Raw genomic sequence first — 14,570 nt, 5'->3', positions numbered from 1 at the left:
GAACAACAGCTTAATGGTCCACTAGAACGTCCGCATCAACTGACGTTAGCGGGTCGATCTTACTAGGATGGAGCATGCTGAGGCAGTTGCTAAGTTAAAATGACAAATTTATCTTTACACGAAACTGCAACCAGATCCCTTTTGTTTTGCTACATTCTCGAACGTAATCCGTTTCCGTCGAGTGCTATGCGATGGTTGTCGGGAGTTATGTCTGCCTACCCTGTAGCACTAGCCAATGGCAGTGAGATCAATGCTTCAGAACGGTCGCTAAGACGCTTCGTCGTGCAAGGAAAGCCCCCAAGCCCTCAGACGCTTCAAGCATGTGTTCTGTTGTTGGAAGCCAAGGGTTTCCTTTCAGTAGAGCAACCAATTCTTACTAAACAACCTTCTAGAAAGTCGAAGAGAAGCGAGCGCGCCGTTTCGTCCGCACAAGACATGGCCGGACTGTACTATGGAGAGAACTCCTCTGCTACGGCTGCGCTGATTTATACAGTGACCTTGGCGAGAGCCAGTATGACCAAGCTAGAATACGAATTGTTTCGAGCGATGCGTGAGTATTCCCGACGGCGCTCCGAGCAGGTTTCTGTCTTCGAACGACGCATGGATGACGGATACTATGACAGACTCTCTGAAGAATTTGGCCGGATTTATAGGCTTGGTACATATTTGCGCTATGCTATCGTTGATGATCACACAGTTGGCAGTCGGACGCCGGAAACTGGAGGGGTTGTAAGAGCTGATGACCGAATACGTTTGACCACGGCAGGAGGGTCAAAATTGTGTGAAGTAATTAGAATTGCGCCGTTGAATTTCGACAATTTGGAAAAGTCCTCTAATTTGACGAGGCGGCAAAAAAGCAATATACTTAAATATTCCAATAGATTTTTTTTTGGAGGAGAACTGTTAACGAAAGAGAGAGGTATGAGTAATGATTTTTCTGAGGCTGATTTGGCTTTTTTAAACGCAGCAAAGAGTGGAGATGCTGTTTCTATGGCAATAGCACTCGCTGATGGCGCAAATATAAATGCGATTGATCCAAAGACAGGTCAAACCGCACTTCATGTAACGGCAAGTGAAAGCGAAATGATTTGTGTGCAAGTTCTATTGGGCGATGCCGACTTCACGTCAGAAGTCATTCGTGGTGTCAAGGACGATACTGAGCACGATCCAGTTCTGGTTGATTTATCAGTCAGGCTAGCGCAAGCGCAGCTTGACCCGACCATTTTAGATCGCAGAAATCGTTTTGCATTGAATTGTGCTCCACTTCCCGCTGATGAGACGGCACTGGCAACCGACCCTATAGCTCAACTCCAAATGACACTCGCTGACTTGATTTACTTAAAAACGTCCGATGCTTTAAAAGTGATGGGTGTTTCTCCAGATGTGACGCATGATGACTTCACTGCGCCAGACGAACGGCGAGCAATAATGTCGTGGGCCCGACACGCGGAAGGTTCTGACGCTCCGCAAGCCGGACCATCGGGAATGGATTAAGAAAGCAGCTGCCCTTTATCAATGAGGTTGCGGTAGTGCTTCCCTAAGGGTGTCAACTTACAGCCTGTTCTATTGATTGCGGCATAGTACATGTGTTCTGCATCAACGGGGACGACCATGCCTTGACGATTGCAAGCCTGAAGCCCGGCAAAAATCTTGGTCAACTTCGGGTCCGGCGGAATAGCCATCATCTCTTTCGGGACGTTGTCTCGGTTGGGCTCGTAGCGTTCATCCAATGGGTAGAAGTCTTGTTTTGTCGGATCTGTTGCTTTGACCGGAAACCAATCTGGTAATGAAAGAAGATGACCAACATCTATTCTGGGCTGACATTGACGCAAACTCGTGAAACGCGAAACATTGGCTTTGTAAACGGGCCGTTGTCCGACAGCGCCAAAATTCTGGTCAATGAATGAATAGACGGCAGCAGGTGTCACACGACCGAGGAGATCGGCGGCGCTGCCCTTCAATGCTTCAATCATCAAGCTGGTAAAAACGCCACCTTCATTGCTCTCATTCGCAGATTGTTTGCGCCCACTTGCAGCAAGAACGGTAACGCCTTCACCGATCATGGAAGACGTCGCACGATTTGCAGTTTTTCGTACATCGCCGGACGCGCCAGAATGGCAAGTGTCGAGAAGGATGATGGAGGATTGAACCCGGGGAAACGCATCATTTGCAAGGATCATGATTTCGTTTAAGCTGATGCCTTGCCCGCGACCATCGCTGTCCGGCGTAACTAAGACCACGTCGTCCGTTCGAGTGTTAATCGTCGTATGTCCTGCGAGATATAGCACCGCGCATTTTAGGGTAGATGCGAACATATCCTCAATGCTCTCCATGATTGAGGGCTGCGTGACGGATTGCAAGTCCACGCTCAAATGATGCGAAACCTCCATATTTTTTGTTCCGTCATCATTTCTGGAAAGCTGTTCCGCAACGCGCTTCGCGTCTTTACAACAACCATACAGCATGTTTCGTCCCGGATAGTGGTCGATGCCGACGACTACAGCAGCTTTGTCATTTTCGAGCATTTAAGAAACCTCTCCATGTTTGCCGATCTTTTTTGAAGATTGACATGAATTTCGCACGTTCGAACGATTCGTGGTCCCCCAACATTCTTTCAAAAAAAATATTCGTGGTCCCAAACAGGGACGATTCTAACCGACTCTTTGGAAGACGTCACGCGGCCGGAAATGGTTCCGGTAGGATCCCTTACGCAAACTTCAAATGGAGTTTGTACCATGAGCAAAGAGAAAAAACCGCCACAAGAAAACACACCTGAAGTCCCTTTTGTCATTGGCGCGCGTAACACCCAGCTGCGCGACCCTCTTCATGAATCCTGGCTGGCGAAACAAATTCGTCCCTGGGGCGAAACCGCCAATCTTGTGCGGAATAGTATTTGCAACACCGTATTGGATTGGCACGAAGAAGATCGCTTGATCAAAGCGCGTCTTCCGAAACCAAAGAACATGCCAAAGCGCGTTAAAATGCTCGATCTCGCACCTGTGACCTTGAATATTGCGAGGATGGAATGGACGGGCGAGCAAGTGGTCTATGATGTAAAGGACTTGCCGGTCTTCATCGACTTGGGCGTTCCATTACTATCGCTCGAAGAGGCTTTCCGCAGCTCCAGTCGCAGGACCCTCAATCGTCAGTTCGAAAAGATGGACGATCCGTCAAGCCAAAGCGTGAGCAAGTCGCTGCTTTCGTTGATGTTCTGGGAGGATGTCGCCGTGAAAATCGACCGCTACCGCCGCGAAGAACTTACGAGTGCCGCCGAATAGCCGCCCATCCTTCGCCCGCAGATCAGACCCGCTCCGTTCATTCAGGGCGGGTCAACTTTTTTGGGAGGCCGTGATGGTCGGAATCTTGGTGTCTATAGGTTTGGTGTGTTTGGGCGCGGCGCTGAACGTCGTGGGGGTTGGTTTCTTGAAACATGCCGAAGTGTCTGGATCAGGTGTCGCGGCCATCGCGGGCGCTTTGGCATGGGCCGCGACCTCGGTTGTATATTTGTCTTTGCTGGGGCGTTCTGATCAACCCATTGCTGTTTTGTCGACGGTGACGTCAGCCGCAGGGCTTTTTGCCGTTGTCGCCATTGGCGTCGCCTACGGCGAGGTTCTGACGATGCGCCAAGCGTTGGCCGTCGGATTGCTTTTTCTTGGCATCGTGCTTTTGAGCCTGCCAACAGCTAGTTGAGCAAATTCCGCCCACTTCTGTCCCGGTTGCCGCCCTTGGCAAATCTCGACCTGTCCTACCCGGAAAGCACCGCCTCTGCGCGGTGCTTTTTTTCAATAGAGGACACGACATGTCTGACGATAACAACACAACTGGCAATGATCCCGGCGATCCGTTTCGCGGCGCGGGTACGCATATCCGACACCTGATCACCGAATTGATACCGATCCTTTTGGCCTCTGCGCTCAAAATCCTTGATGCGGATGAAGGCCGCAAAAGGCTGGTCGAACTGATCACAGCGGCGTTTATGGCCAAGTATGGCGCTGCGATGAAACGTCTGGAATTGCTGATCGCGGACGTGTCGACGGCGTTAAACACTGCCCTCGCTGAGCGTGCGATCATCGCCACGCGGCTTGCGGAAACGCCACAATGGCTTCCGGCCAGCAAGGCCAACCATGGCCGCAGCGCGGACGCGCAGATTGAGACGCCCTTTGGCGACTGGCAATGGCGGCACCGGATTGAGGCGGTCATTTTGGCGATGCTGTTGGTCGTCGCCACGCTCGCGGCGCTGTTGACGGCAAAAGCCAATCTTGAGGGTACAGGCCTACCGATTTTCCAGTCGGGCGCGCTCGTGTGGACGATGTCGGCTCTGGCACCGTTGTCGGCATGGGCAGTCAAATCCATGTGGTCGCATCTGCACCATGAAGGTTTGCGTCGCGCGTTCACCTATGGGCTGAACATCCTTGCGGTGATCTGCATCCTGCTTTGGGTGTTGCTCTATGCGGCCTCGTTCCATGGTCTGGATGCGGGACCTGTCACAGCGGGGCTGCTTGACGATCAAAGCTGGTGGGAACGCATGCGCGCCACCGCGTTTACGGTGGTCACCTTGCTGACCGAGATTACGGTGAGCAGTGTTTTGGCGCATCGCCTCGATAAATTGGCTGCGTTCTATTCCCCGAATTACTGGGTCGAAAACCCCGAGTACATCGACCTGCTGCGGCGGCTTGCGGCCTTGGACGCCAGGATTGCGCAGCTGCAAGACACCCTTGGCAACAGCGAAGGCGAGCTTGCGGGCTACACCGCGTCGCTTGAGGCGCAAATCAACCTTGCTGTGCTGGCCTATGACGCCCGACGCGGCGAACGCCACGACCCGATCCTTTGAGAAACAGGAGATATCTCATGACCTATACATCATCCTTTACTGCTGTCTTGGTGAGCCTTGCGCTTGCGTTGCCAGCCTCGGCACGCGACCTGATCTTTGGTCTGTCGCCATATCAGGACCGCGGAGCGGTGCAGGCGCAGGTAGAGCAAATGCTGCTGCACGCGGCCACCCATCTGCAATCGGGCGAGACAGCCCTGTTCTTCGACGTAGCCAATGTGCGGCTGCTGGGAAGCTTTGTGGTACCGTCCGGCAAGAACAGCGACAATCCCCGCACACGGTTGCAGGCTAACCGTGCATTGATCGGGGCGCTCAAGCCGTTTGTTAACGGTGCGGAGCCTGTGCCGGGTCGTGTCGCACAGATTGATCTGCCAGGGTTCTTGCGCACACTGCGCGGGTCCTATGCAAAGGGGGACGCGGCTGTGATCGTAATTGGATCGCCGATTGCCGATGATCCCCGCGCGCCGTCCGTGTCAATGCGCGGGGCGCGTGTGCCCGGTGATGGGCATATCGCGGCGACAGCGGGTCAAACGCCTTACGGCACCGCTGGCCTGCCCGCATCGCTTGACAGCATGGATCTGTTCTTTGGCCTTGTTGGCGAAGACTGGGTCGTGTCACCTGCGCATGCATTCAGTGTCGAACGGTTCTGGACCCTGAGTGCTGAGGCGCACGGGGTGCAGATGGCCTACTTTGGCGACGATCTGGCCACGCTGTTTAGATTGGCGGCGGGCGAAGTGCCCGACCGCATCGATCCTGAACCTTTGGTGTCGACGGACAAGCTGGAGATGCTGACCTTTGCGCCGGACAACGGATCAGTGCCTGCGCTTTACCAAGCGGCACCGGAAGACGCGCCAGCACCTGCGCCGATCTGGCAGAATGCATCGTCGGTCACGATTGGCGCGACGTGGGATCAAAACGTGGACGTCGATTTGTACGTGCGCCCATCCCCAAGTGCGGATGTGATCTTCTACGCCAACGCGGCAACGCCTGCGGGTCGTCTGTTCAAGGACGTCACCATCCGTCCCGGTACGGCGTTCGAAACCGTATCGCTGCAAGGTGCGATTGATCTGTCGTCCATGCAGATCGCGTTGAACTTCTATGGGGGTAGCGCTGTGTCGTCTGGCGTGACGGGCGAGCTGCGCATCGCCGTTGATGCGCAGGTTTGGGCCACGCCGTTTCATATTCCGGCCACGCGCGGGAACAAGGGCGTGGGCGCTGAGACTGCATTGGTCGCACAGACCATCCCCAATGATGCTTGGGTGCTGATGGATCCGCTGCGTGTCGTGGGGGCTGAATAGGCCCACATTCCGCCCGGGCACCGCCCCGGGCGGTCTTTTAAGAGAGGCAAGATAAAAAGGTGCCGCGCAGCCGCGCGGCACCTTTTTGTCTTGAGAAAGGAATACCTAATGGCGGACGAAACCGATTGGGAGTTGGTCTGGAAAGTGAATGCCGACGCGCTGCGGGCCAGTGGCGGATTCGGCATGGCTTACATCACATGGCAGGCCTATAGCCCGGACTGGTTCTTCTTTGGCTTTATTGCGGCGTGCTGTGCAATGGGTGGCCTGATTTGCATAGGCAAGGCATTGTTTCATCTTGTCCGGTTGCTCCCCCGCATTGGTAAACGCGTTAAATTCAAGACTAAAGGCGTCGATCTTAAGGCGGATGAGATGGCGCGGTTGTCAGACCTCAAAAAGCGGGGTTTGATGAAATGAGCTTTCCGTTTGGCAACATACTGGGCCGTCGCGGTGTTTTGGACACTGAAGGCCTGCGTCTCATTGGTCTGAGCGACGACAATAGACCAATCCTCGCGCCAAAGGGGCATTCGCTGACCCTGAGCGCGGCGGGGGGCGGTAAAACCACGCGGGGCGCGATTCCGTGGATTTATTCACTGCTGTCTACTGTTCATGAGGCCAGCATTCTGGCGCTGGACGCTAAGTCTGGCGAGGTGGCGGTGCAATTAGTGCCGATGCTGGCCAAAATGGGTGTGAAGGTCGCCGTGATCGACGACATGAATGTCCGCCCCGAACTGGCGCAATGGCGGGTGAGTCTCAATCCCTTTGGCGCGGCGGTAGCGACGTACCGCCGCGAACCACTGGACTTAAGTCTGGTTGTAGAAACTATCGTGCATGCGTTGATCGAAAACCCGCCCGGTGGCCCGGATCAAAACCAACACTTTCGGGACATGCCACAGGACCTTGATGAATTTGCGTTCAATGTGCTGGTGCGCAGGGATGCCGATACGGCCACACCCGGCGCAGTGTCCGCGCTTCTGAGTGATCCGGACATGCTGCTGGCCTTGGCGCAGATCGAGGCGGATGAAGGCGATGAGGCCATCCAAGCGATGGCGCGCGACATTCTGCATATGTCCAAAACCGACAACTGGGGGCAGCACTTGGGCAGCGCGCGCAGGTCCCTGAAACTGTTCTCGCCCGGCAATCGCCTGAATAAGGTTGGGCGCGATGCCACGATGACCCATGCGGATCTGATCCGCGACGGATACTTTATCGTGCTGGTAGGCCCGCAGGCGAACATAAATCGTTTGGGGGTCTATTACGCATTGCATATCCTCGCCTTCTGCGACGCGCTTTATAATGGGGCGGGCGCTTTGCGGGCGGTCTGCGACGAATTTACCAATACACCATTGAAATCATTGGTAGAATCTCTAACGACCCTGCGCGCCTATGGGGCGGAAATCCACATGATAGCCCAGTCCAGATCGGAGATCATTCGACGATTTGGTGAGCAAGAAACCCATACCATTGAAGAAAACAGCGTTGTAAAACAATGGCTTGGCTTCTCTTCCATAGAAGAGGCGAAACGCATCTCTGACGCCATTGGCGAACAGCACGCATTGTCCACAACATTGAGCGGAAGCGGCGCGCCGCAGGAAAACCTCAGCCTGATCAAGCAAAAGTGGCTGAGTGCGGCTGAGCTCATGGCCATGCCACGCGAAGAGCAGTTGGTTTGGATCAAGGGCATTGGCTTTTTTACCTGCCGGACCATTGCGCAAAACCAGATTGGCCCTTTTGCCTCGCTTATCGCCCCAAATCCGCTCGAAGGCGGCACGCTGCCCGCCGATTCTATCCTCACCCTAAAAACACCGGAGGCACGTATATGAAACTTCTCGCACTCTTTGCGTGGCTGCTCGTTCCGTTGGGACTGTGGCTGGCCATCACCATCTGGGGCACGCCGCATCTGGCGTTGAGCTATCGGTTTTACGACAACGGGCGGGTCTATGACCCGCTTGCGCAACGCCACTACATCATCTGCGATTGGTGGGGGCTGTCTGGTGTCGTCACGTTGCCTGCCGAGCACGGGCACTGCCCGTGGGTGCGGTTCCTGAAAGCCGCGCCATGACGGGCTTAGGCGATCACGGAAAGATCGGGTTTGGTAGCGACATCGCAGCGAAACGGCAGATCAAACTGGCGTACCAAGGCTTCGCGCGCAAACATCTTGGTCACGGTCATGACCGTTTCCATGTCTGCGATGCCGTCCACGAGGGTGCGGTCGCAATGGGCGCGATCACTCTCGTCATAAAGCCCGATGGAGATGACGGCGTTCCAAAACGCGTCAAAACCCATGGGGGCAAGCCATTCCTCAACGTCTTCAAATGTCTCAAAGTTTTGCATGCATCCAGCATAGCAAATTTGGACGCAGTGACACAAATTTATGGAGAAAATACATGAGCTTATCCACGACGGACGCCGTGCGCGGCGTGTTTGAGCGCGCGGTTCAAGAGCATCTGCAACGTGCCTTGCGCACACCAGAAGACTGGGACCGCTTCAAGGGCATCCAACGCGAGACGGACGCGCGTGTGATGCAGGAACAGACTGCATTCAAGCGCGATGCGACACAACGTATGGCAGAAGCGAAACAGATGATCTTGCGCGAAGAGCACAGCGTCGCACTGGACAGACCATTGCCGCCTTGGGCACACAAACAATACGATGCGGACGCGTTGGATCGAAAGGCGCATGCGCGTGTGCAGTCGGACCATGATCGGCGCATCAAAGCGATCAGGCGTGATGGCACAGATGCATTCACAGACCTCGCAGCAGACATCCGCGCCCGCGATGCGCCCGCGCAGGAACAAAACCTGACGCAGAGCTTCAATCAGGTCCATTCCGGCCCGAAACGCATTTAAGTATCGAAAGGACGCACGATGAATGACACGATAGGAGCCACACCGGCAAATGTGCAGGCCGCCCGCGACAGTTTTAACGGGCGCGGCCTGACGGAAACGCAATTCCGCGAAGGTTGGGCGATTGCTGGCGTTTTGCACGCAGCCATCCACCATTCCGGCAGTTTCCGTGAGAAATTGACCGACTACGCGCATGTCTACGCCCGTGATGAAAAGTTCGACGCCCTGAAGGGGGAAGCCATTCTGCGCGATCTCTATCAAGGGCGGTATGACCAGACATTGAATGCCACACGCGAAGCGTTGCAAACCACGCAAGAGGCGCTGCCAGAAACCGCGCAAGCGCGCGTTCTGGCAGCGGCGGACGGTATCAGCGTCAAGATCAAGGAAGGGCCGACACAGCCCTTCTATCAGGCCTATGACAAGGCGGCGGTGTCCCTGTCGCAAGAGTTGGGCATCACGCAGAAAGGGGCGAAATCCTTGATGCAGGAGGCGTTCAAGGCGCAGCATGGGCGTGATCTTTATAAGGCGGGCAAAGAGGTCGAAGAGGCCTATCACAAGCCAGTGCGCGCGGCAGAAATCGCCGCCCGCAAGGCGGAAAAGCTGGAAGCCCCGGGCCAGCAACAGCGCATGGGGTAACAGCACCGACTATTTGACCAAGGAAGGGCGTTCGCAGTGCGGATGCCCTTTTTGGTTTATCCCTCCAGCGGATAGGCCAATCCAAACCGCCTGAACGCGCGTTGCAGCGTCAATCGGGACACGCCATGCACCGCCGCCACGTCCTGACAGCACATCGAGTCAAGCTGGCGATATGCCGCCAATACATCCGCCTCTGACAACTTGGGGCGACGCCCCAGTTGTACCCCTCTGGCGCGGGCTGCCGCCAACCCTTCCTTGGTGCGCCTTGAAATCATGCGGCGCTCGAACTGCGCAAAGCCCGCAACGATCGTATAATAAAGCTCGCCCTCGGCCGTGCTGGTATCAATGGCCATAGACAGGATGCGGAACGTCACGCCCATCTGGCGCAAATGTTCCGCCGTCAAGATCGCGTCGATGGAAGAGCGAAAGGCGCGATCCAAATCCGTGACAACAAAGCTGTCACCCGGCGCAAGTGCGTCAATCACGCAATCAAACACAGGGCGTGCATCGGCGACGGCAGAAACGTATTCGATATGAAGTTCATCGCAGGTCGCGCGCAAGGCGTCGATCTGCCGATCCGGCATTTGGGAGCGCGTGGACACGCGGATGTAGCCAAGGGTGCGGGGCATGATTTGTGATCGAAAACCTACCTTTCCGATCCTGTCAAAATTGACGCCGCGCCGCGCTTGACATTGCGCGCAAACCGCTGTGTTCCGTGCTGTCCTGTTTACCCCAACCATAGAATCCCGTAAAGATCACCTCTGTCCAAAAACCTAGGAATATGAACAGCATAGCAACTTGGGGTGTGGCAATCGTGGTTGCAGCGGTCACGGCGATCAGTCCACAGGAATCTTTGGCCGAGAAGTTCACAGGCGAAGAGTTCTTGACGTGGTCTGTGGAGGGACAGGACAACTTCATCGGCATTGCCGTGACGATGGCGTCCTTGATTGCGACGCGGACCAATCCGCCAACGGGGCAGTGCCTTGATACATGGTATGCCGCCAGTGAAGACATCGCTGCCAAGCGCGACGCTGAAATCCGCGCCGTCATTGCGCGCAACGCGGAGTATCATCCAACTGCGGTGATCATGTTGGTGTTGGAAGGGGCCTGCGGGACGTTCGCGCCCTAGGCCTGCTACTTAAGCGCCATTGGCACTGCGATCGCAGCAGCAGTTTCCACGGCAGGCGCATCTATGGCCTTGGTATCCTGTGCCAGTGATACATTTGCGGGGTTCAACCGCTCAATGCGATCCAGATCGCGTTTGAGGTCATCCATACTCATGGGGGCGTCGTCATCGCCGTAGCGATTGCGCATATCGCCCAGCACGTCATGGCGGTAGACATCCCATTCTGCGTATTGGTCTTGCAGAGATTGGACGCGCGATTTGGCGGCAAAGTAGTCCTCGGCGCTTGGGGCAGTGTCGGGCCAGACAATGCCTTCGGCAATATCGAGTTCCACGTCTGAGCCATCGGCATAGACAACGCGTCCATCTGCATATTGAAACACTTGCTTGCCGCTTGGATCGCGGGCGGCGCGGGCTTCCAAATCAGAGACAACCTGTTGCGCGGTCTCAAGCTGGCGTTCAATCTTGGCAAGGGCCGTGTCCGCGTCACGCTCGGCAGTGATCAACCTGTCGCCAAACTCCGTGTAAAGCGCCGCATATTCCGGATCGCGCATCAGCTCTTCCAGCGTGCGGTTGGTACGATCCCGTTCCGCCTTGCGCCGTTTGCCCTCAGGCGTGCGATCATCATCCGGGCTGAGAAACTTGCGCATGCGGCCCGTATCAGCGCCGCTGATCTCGTTTTGCAGATCATCAAAGTCGCGCTGTTTTTTGGTTGTCGCGTTTGAAGCGGCAATCTCGCTATCAGTATGATCAAGCATGACACACCGCCTTTGAGGTAGATGCTGTTGGGGTGGCGTGAACCCAATCAGCGCGCGAAGCGTTCCGAACAAGTGGTTGCTCGGTTATCGACAAAGACCTGTTGCAGACATGGTGTAAGTCTCTCAAAAACATATGAATAGTATACCGCAAATGAGGGTGTGTGCGCAAACTTTGGGCGATGACAGCGAGAGGCTAGAAAGAACAAGCGCAACGCAGCCAGCAAGATCAAGCGAAAGCGGACGTCCAAAACGCTTATCACCGACGGTTCCTATGCGGGACGTAGCTGCCGTTGAATTTTGAGACCTCGCTGACGCAGCATTCGTTCGCAAGTGCGGCACGTTTGTCGTCGTCTTGCAGAGAATACCGCAGTAACGGACGTTCGGCGAGCTAGAAAAGCGGTGTCACGTATTGGGTACGTTCTTAACCCACATGCCGTTTGCCACAAATGGCATCGGGTTGCCGTTCTCGTCGGACACCTCAATCCCATAGGTTCGCCAGCGGGGCGGTTCCGGCACGTCCACCGGTCTTTTGCGCCATTCAAATCTTGAGGTCACGCGATCATAGACTGGAATGGCTTCCACCCCTTCCAAATCGTCTTTGTCGTGGTCACTCATGGATCAGCTCGCCAGCCGTCTGCGGGCCTTGGCCGCTTTGCGCTGTTTGGCTTCCATGGCCTTACGCTGCTTGCGGTTCATTGAAGGTGCAGCAGCGGCCTGTGCAGGGCGTTGCGCCTTGCTGAGCGACGCCGGAACGTCTGAGCGGTTCGCAAAAGCGGGCGGAAGGTTGGGTTTTGGCTTGGACGGCTGCAACATCGTACTGGTGGCGTTCGGGTTGAACCCAACCATGCCTGCCGGTGCAGGCATCCGTGTGCCGATCTGTTCCCACTCACCGGCCTTGTAGATGTCCTCAAGCGTGACCTGCGAACGTGTGAGGATGTAATCCTCTGGCTTTGGCAGCTCTGCGCTATCGGTGTAAGGGAACGGGAATTTGCTTTCATGAAGCGTGCCGTCCTCCCCCTCGATCTTGCCGACCATGTAGCCATCATCAGACAGGCTCCAGCCCTTTCGCTCGGCGATCTCCATAACGGACACGCTTTTCTTGCCGTCCGGCGTCGAAATGCGGGTGCCAAAGCGAATTTGACCGCGCTTCTTGGGCGTCCACGAGCCGTCTGGCTTTTGGGCGCTTGCCTCAGCATGGATCATGCGATCCCCGATCGAACCAACTTCGCAATTGGTTGTCGCACGGAACATCGTGCCATCCGTGCGCATCATGGCTGTATCCGTGCGCAGAATGTCCATGATGGGTGCATGTTCGCCCTTGAACGGGCCGTCAGCGCAATAGCAGGCGTGACCAGGTGTGACGCCCGTGCCCCAGAAGTCCAGAATATGCGTGGCGTTGTTCTGCATCGTTCGCGTGACGCGGTCCGGCTGCAACCGCCCTTGCTTGTCGTAAGCCACGATAATGTCACCGACTGCGATTTCGCTGATCGGCTTGTGCCAGACCTTCGAAAGCACCAGCTCTTCGTCATAGCTGCCGTCCGCGCGCGGTTTAATAGACGGATCACGTGGCCACATGCGAATTGATGTATCAGCTAGGAAGCATTCGTCGCTAGCCGATACTTCTTCAACGATTACTTCTTGTCCATCTAGGTGTTCAACCAAGTCACCATTTACATTAACGCCATAAATCTTACCATTGAGCTCAACTGTTGGAGCATTGTAGCTTGATCCATTGAAGTAATCTCGAATCGCGCCCTTTTCTTCATCAGATAACTGGCCTCGACCATACTTTGAGATTACCGTGTCAATATTATCGAAATGACCTCTAGCTCTAAAACTTGGAGAAAGCTCATCGATTACGTTAGTGGCATCCCTAACGCGCTTCTCTTCGATAACAACTTGCACCCTTTCTTTTGACGTATCTACACCCAACGCCGCTAAATCAGAGCTAATTTGAGCCCTTTGGCGGTCAATGTCTTCATCAAGATGATTCGCTTCATGTATGATATTTGTAATTTGCCTATCTAACTGAGCTTTTTCTCGAACCCCCATCCTATCGGGAAATGTCCAAACAGTACCTACCCCATTCACCCCCGTACTATTCAAGTGAGAATAGCCTCTAACACCAGACGAAACTAAGTTTGAGTCACCCAACCGGACCTCAATTAGTGACAGCGCTGCCGCACTGTTCCCGTCGGCGGATACTACGTCAAAATTTATTGTACCGCTGTTCAAAAAATCCGTAGCTCTCTCAGCAACCGTACCTCTAAGCTCATCAGATATCGAAAAATTAGTCATGCTGACCTCCATTTAAATATGCGCTGCTCATATATAAATTTATCACTGACCTCTTGCCCACTCGATCAATAGAAACAATCGCCGAGTTATTTTGTGTTTTTTCCACAACTATTCCCTTACATTCTTGCCTTGTATGCAACCTTCGGCACTCCTTGAATTCCTGATTAACTATCTCTGACTCAACCTTTCTGTCTTGTAAAAACCGACTAACTTTAACCGGCGAAGGGCGAACAAACTGGGATTCCAGTAGTAAGTTCCGCCATTCTAAATAGCCATATTCTATCGCGCTCTGTTTCAAGCTTTTCTTCTACAATTAAGCTGCAACCACTTTTACTATTGTAAACAAAATACTTTCTAAAATTTTTGCCTGCATCTTGGTATCTCAGGTGAAACCCATTTGTAGAATTAATTTCTCCCGAAAAAGATATTGGCACACACTTTTCTATTATTGCTTCTGCAGGGCTTGAGGTCGGCAGAGAAGCAAAGGCGATCGCAATAGCTAAAAAAATTGCTGCTAAGTTCATCTGTGATGACGGTCCAAAATTTTCTGCACTGCATTCCCTTTTCACATTGCTGCATGCTATCCCTAGCGTGCAAGTTCTTTGGAACCTAGAAAGTGCAAGACTACAACAATCTCACGTCCATGGTCGGCACGATAGTAGATCCGGTAGCCTCTGTCAGCCACCAAAACCCTGTAACCGTCCTTGTAGGGCCTGCCCTTCTCTGGAAACTGGCACAGCGTTCTCGCTCGAACTTCGAACCCAACACGTTGCATGAGAGCAGGGC

19 protein-coding genes are annotated in these 14,570 nt (G+C 54.4%); 11 read left to right on the top strand and 8 right to left on the bottom strand.

Translation table 11 applies throughout. The features are described from left to right. Positions 1–513 precede the first annotated feature (513 nt). The gene (locus Q0908_RS09170) at positions 514–1,494 is read left to right on the top strand and encodes a hypothetical protein (protein ID WP_299283297.1); all 981 of its coding nucleotides are present in this window, start codon (positions 514–516) and stop codon (positions 1,492–1,494) included. On the opposite strand, the gene Q0908_RS09165 is transcribed toward Q0908_RS09170, so the two are convergent. Next, positions 1,491–2,525 (bottom strand): caspase family protein, encoded by a 1,035-nt coding sequence (locus Q0908_RS09165; protein WP_299283295.1) that lies wholly within the window; start codon positions 2,523–2,525, stop codon positions 1,491–1,493. The genes Q0908_RS09170 and Q0908_RS09165 overlap by 4 nt on opposite strands. A 210-nt stretch (positions 2,526–2,735) precedes the next feature. Between Q0908_RS09165 and Q0908_RS09160 the strand changes: the two genes are divergently transcribed. From Q0908_RS09160 to Q0908_RS09130, 7 genes are all read left to right on the top strand, one after another. Then, positions 2,736–3,278 carry a hypothetical protein gene (locus tag Q0908_RS09160; RefSeq protein ID WP_299283294.1) on the top strand — a complete coding sequence of 181 codons (543 nt, stop codon included), beginning with the start codon at positions 2,736–2,738 and terminating at the stop codon, positions 3,276–3,278. 73 nt (positions 3,279–3,351) lie between these two features. Then, the gene (locus tag Q0908_RS09155; RefSeq protein ID WP_299283293.1) at positions 3,352–3,690 is read left to right on the top strand and encodes a hypothetical protein; all 339 of its coding nucleotides are present in this window, start codon (positions 3,352–3,354) and stop codon (positions 3,688–3,690) included. A 109-nt stretch (positions 3,691–3,799) separates the two neighbouring features. After that, on the top strand, positions 3,800–4,831 hold the full coding sequence (locus Q0908_RS09150; RefSeq protein WP_299283292.1) for a hypothetical protein: 1,032 nt from the start codon (positions 3,800–3,802) through the stop codon (positions 4,829–4,831). Between the two features lie 17 nt (positions 4,832–4,848). Then, a complete protein-coding gene (locus Q0908_RS09145; protein WP_299283291.1) occupies positions 4,849–6,126 on the top strand; it encodes a hypothetical protein in 1,278 nt (425 codons plus the stop codon). Positions 6,127–6,234: 108 nt separating this feature from the next. Further along, complete coding sequence (locus tag Q0908_RS09140) at positions 6,235–6,540, top strand: hypothetical protein (protein WP_299283290.1); 306 nt, start codon at positions 6,235–6,237, stop codon at positions 6,538–6,540. Beyond that, positions 6,537–7,946, top strand: coding sequence for a TraM recognition domain-containing protein (locus tag Q0908_RS09135; RefSeq protein WP_299283289.1), 1,410 nt, complete (start codon positions 6,537–6,539; stop codon positions 7,944–7,946). The genes Q0908_RS09140 and Q0908_RS09135 overlap by 4 nt, the downstream gene beginning before the upstream one ends. Continuing rightward, positions 7,943–8,185, top strand: a complete 243-nt coding sequence (locus Q0908_RS09130) for a hypothetical protein (protein ID WP_299283288.1) — start codon at positions 7,943–7,945, stop codon at positions 8,183–8,185. Before Q0908_RS09135 ends, Q0908_RS09130 begins: the two co-directional genes overlap by 4 nt. Positions 8,186–8,190: 5 nt before the next feature. Here the strand turns inward: Q0908_RS09130 and Q0908_RS09125 are convergent, their stop codons facing one another. Further along, on the bottom strand, positions 8,191–8,457 hold the full coding sequence (locus Q0908_RS09125; protein ID WP_299283287.1) for a hypothetical protein: 267 nt from the start codon (positions 8,455–8,457) through the stop codon (positions 8,191–8,193). Between the two features lie 53 nt (positions 8,458–8,510). On the opposite strand from Q0908_RS09125, the gene Q0908_RS09120 reads away from it, so the two are divergent. Both Q0908_RS09120 and Q0908_RS09115 read left to right on the top strand, forming a co-directional pair. Further along, complete coding sequence (locus tag Q0908_RS09120) at positions 8,511–8,972, top strand: hypothetical protein (RefSeq protein WP_299283284.1); 462 nt, start codon at positions 8,511–8,513, stop codon at positions 8,970–8,972. An 18-nt stretch (positions 8,973–8,990) separates the two neighbouring features. After that, a complete protein-coding gene (locus Q0908_RS09115; protein ID WP_299283281.1) occupies positions 8,991–9,605 on the top strand; it encodes a hypothetical protein in 615 nt (204 codons plus the stop codon). Positions 9,606–9,661: 56 nt separating this feature from the next. On the opposite strand, the gene Q0908_RS09110 is transcribed toward Q0908_RS09115, so the two are convergent. After that, the gene (locus tag Q0908_RS09110) at positions 9,662–10,234 is read right to left on the bottom strand and encodes a recombinase family protein (protein ID WP_299283279.1); all 573 of its coding nucleotides are present in this window, start codon (positions 10,232–10,234) and stop codon (positions 9,662–9,664) included. Positions 10,235–10,386: 152 nt separating this feature from the next. On the opposite strand from Q0908_RS09110, the gene Q0908_RS09105 reads away from it, so the two are divergent. After that, complete coding sequence (locus Q0908_RS09105; RefSeq protein ID WP_299283276.1) at positions 10,387–10,734, top strand: hypothetical protein; 348 nt, start codon at positions 10,387–10,389, stop codon at positions 10,732–10,734. A gap of 5 nt (positions 10,735–10,739) precedes the next feature. Here Q0908_RS09105 and Q0908_RS09100 read toward each other — a convergent pair whose 3' ends face one another. The 5 genes from Q0908_RS09100 to Q0908_RS20405 form a co-directional block, all read right to left on the bottom strand. Next, positions 10,740–11,486, bottom strand: a complete 747-nt coding sequence (locus Q0908_RS09100; RefSeq protein WP_299283273.1) for a hypothetical protein — start codon at positions 11,484–11,486, stop codon at positions 10,740–10,742. A 402-nt stretch (positions 11,487–11,888) separates the two neighbouring features. After that, the gene (locus Q0908_RS09095) at positions 11,889–12,101 is read right to left on the bottom strand and encodes a hypothetical protein (protein WP_299283270.1); all 213 of its coding nucleotides are present in this window, start codon (positions 12,099–12,101) and stop codon (positions 11,889–11,891) included. A 3-nt stretch (positions 12,102–12,104) separates the two neighbouring features. Continuing rightward, the gene (locus Q0908_RS09090) at positions 12,105–13,784 is read right to left on the bottom strand and encodes a hypothetical protein (protein ID WP_299283269.1); all 1,680 of its coding nucleotides are present in this window, start codon (positions 13,782–13,784) and stop codon (positions 12,105–12,107) included. Between the two features lie 212 nt (positions 13,785–13,996). Next, positions 13,997–14,308, bottom strand: a complete 312-nt coding sequence (locus tag Q0908_RS09085) for a hypothetical protein (protein WP_299283267.1) — start codon at positions 14,306–14,308, stop codon at positions 13,997–13,999. 62 nt (positions 14,309–14,370) lie between these two features. Continuing rightward, on the bottom strand, positions 14,371–14,559 hold the full coding sequence (locus Q0908_RS20405; protein ID WP_366868947.1) for a type II toxin-antitoxin system RelE/ParE family toxin: 189 nt from the start codon (positions 14,557–14,559) through the stop codon (positions 14,371–14,373). Between the last annotated feature and the right edge of the window lie 11 nt (positions 14,560–14,570).

This window comes from uncultured Tateyamaria sp., assembly GCF_947494755.1.
GTDB lineage: Bacteria > Pseudomonadota > Alphaproteobacteria > Rhodobacterales > Rhodobacteraceae > Tateyamaria.
The sequence above is the reverse complement of the archived record's forward strand: the minus strand, read 5'-3'. Positions and strand labels throughout refer to the sequence as shown.

Coding starts and splice junctions, on each gene's coding strand:
- Q0908_RS09170 (WP_299283297.1), top strand. CDS start 514: ATGACCAAGCTAGAATACGAATTGTTTCGAGCGATGCGTGAGTATTCC.
- Q0908_RS09165 (WP_299283295.1), bottom strand. CDS start 2,525: ATGCTCGAAAATGACAAAGCTGCTGTAGTCGTCGGCATCGACCACTAT.
- Q0908_RS09160 (WP_299283294.1), top strand. CDS start 2,736: ATGAGCAAAGAGAAAAAACCGCCACAAGAAAACACACCTGAAGTCCCT.
- Q0908_RS09155 (WP_299283293.1), top strand. CDS start 3,352: ATGGTCGGAATCTTGGTGTCTATAGGTTTGGTGTGTTTGGGCGCGGCG.
- Q0908_RS09150 (WP_299283292.1), top strand. CDS start 3,800: ATGTCTGACGATAACAACACAACTGGCAATGATCCCGGCGATCCGTTT.
- Q0908_RS09145 (WP_299283291.1), top strand. CDS start 4,849: ATGACCTATACATCATCCTTTACTGCTGTCTTGGTGAGCCTTGCGCTT.
- Q0908_RS09140 (WP_299283290.1), top strand. CDS start 6,235: ATGGCGGACGAAACCGATTGGGAGTTGGTCTGGAAAGTGAATGCCGAC.
- Q0908_RS09135 (WP_299283289.1), top strand. CDS start 6,537: ATGAGCTTTCCGTTTGGCAACATACTGGGCCGTCGCGGTGTTTTGGAC.
- Q0908_RS09130 (WP_299283288.1), top strand. CDS start 7,943: ATGAAACTTCTCGCACTCTTTGCGTGGCTGCTCGTTCCGTTGGGACTG.
- Q0908_RS09125 (WP_299283287.1), bottom strand. CDS start 8,457: ATGCAAAACTTTGAGACATTTGAAGACGTTGAGGAATGGCTTGCCCCC.
- Q0908_RS09120 (WP_299283284.1), top strand. CDS start 8,511: ATGAGCTTATCCACGACGGACGCCGTGCGCGGCGTGTTTGAGCGCGCG.
- Q0908_RS09115 (WP_299283281.1), top strand. CDS start 8,991: ATGAATGACACGATAGGAGCCACACCGGCAAATGTGCAGGCCGCCCGC.
- Q0908_RS09110 (WP_299283279.1), bottom strand. CDS start 10,234: ATGCCCCGCACCCTTGGCTACATCCGCGTGTCCACGCGCTCCCAAATG.
- Q0908_RS09105 (WP_299283276.1), top strand. CDS start 10,387: ATGAACAGCATAGCAACTTGGGGTGTGGCAATCGTGGTTGCAGCGGTC.
- Q0908_RS09100 (WP_299283273.1), bottom strand. CDS start 11,486: ATGCTTGATCATACTGATAGCGAGATTGCCGCTTCAAACGCGACAACC.
- Q0908_RS09095 (WP_299283270.1), bottom strand. CDS start 12,101: ATGAGTGACCACGACAAAGACGATTTGGAAGGGGTGGAAGCCATTCCA.
- Q0908_RS09090 (WP_299283269.1), bottom strand. CDS start 13,784: ATGACTAATTTTTCGATATCTGATGAGCTTAGAGGTACGGTTGCTGAG.
- Q0908_RS09085 (WP_299283267.1), bottom strand. CDS start 14,308: ATGAACTTAGCAGCAATTTTTTTAGCTATTGCGATCGCCTTTGCTTCT.
- Q0908_RS20405 (WP_366868947.1), bottom strand. CDS start 14,559: ATGCAACGTGTTGGGTTCGAAGTTCGAGCGAGAACGCTGTGCCAGTTT.